General features: G+C 55.7%; 1 protein-coding gene. It reads right to left on the bottom strand.

Going from position 1 to position 634, the window contains the following annotated elements; translation table 11 throughout:
• Positions 1-4 precede the first annotated feature (4 nt).
• On the bottom strand, positions 5-634 hold a 630-nt coding region (locus PG879_RS20470; protein WP_223930194.1), incomplete at its 5' end, for an RNA-guided endonuclease InsQ/TnpB family protein.

Raw genomic sequence — 634 nt, 5'->3', positions numbered from 1 at the left:
CCCATTACTGGGTGATAGCTGCTCGCGCAGTACCGGGTTCCTGCTTCATCGGGCGGCCTGATTGCACCACGCCTCCACAGGCTAAAACGGCGTGTCCCGCCGCTAAAATATTGCGAGCGCCGTTCACATCGGCGTTCGCCTCATAACCACACGCAGCGCATTTAAACTGGCTTTGCGTCTGGCGGTTATCCTTCGCAGTATGCCCACAACAGGCGCACTGCTGGCTCGTGTAGGCCGGGTTTATCGCCAACACCTGACCGCCTCGCCATGCCTGCTTATATTCGAGCTGGCGGCGCAGCTCAAACCAGCCCTGATCTAATATCGAACGATTCAGCCCTGATTTTGCCCGGACGTTGCGCCCCGGCTGGCTGGTCGTGCCCGCTGCTGATTTTGACATGCTGGCAACCTTCAAATCCTCAATGACGATCATCGCGTGGTTTTTGCTGATAGTCGTTGTGACCTTGTGAAGGTAATCGCGGCGGGTATTGGCGATATGTGAGTGCAGCCGCTGGATCTTGGCTTTTTGTTTCTTCCAGTTGCTGCTGAACTTTACCTTTTTGCTCAACTGGCGTTGGAGCCTTGCCAGCTTGGTCTGATTGGTTTTGAAGCTGTTGACGGGCTCAAACACCGTGCC

Origin of the sequence: Aeromonas sp. QDB63 (assembly GCF_027707425.1) — a bacterium.
In the GTDB taxonomy this organism is placed as follows: Bacteria; Pseudomonadota; Gammaproteobacteria; order Enterobacterales; family Aeromonadaceae; genus Aeromonas; species Aeromonas caviae.
The sequence above is the reverse complement of the archived record's forward strand: the minus strand, read 5'-3'. Positions and strand labels throughout refer to the sequence as shown.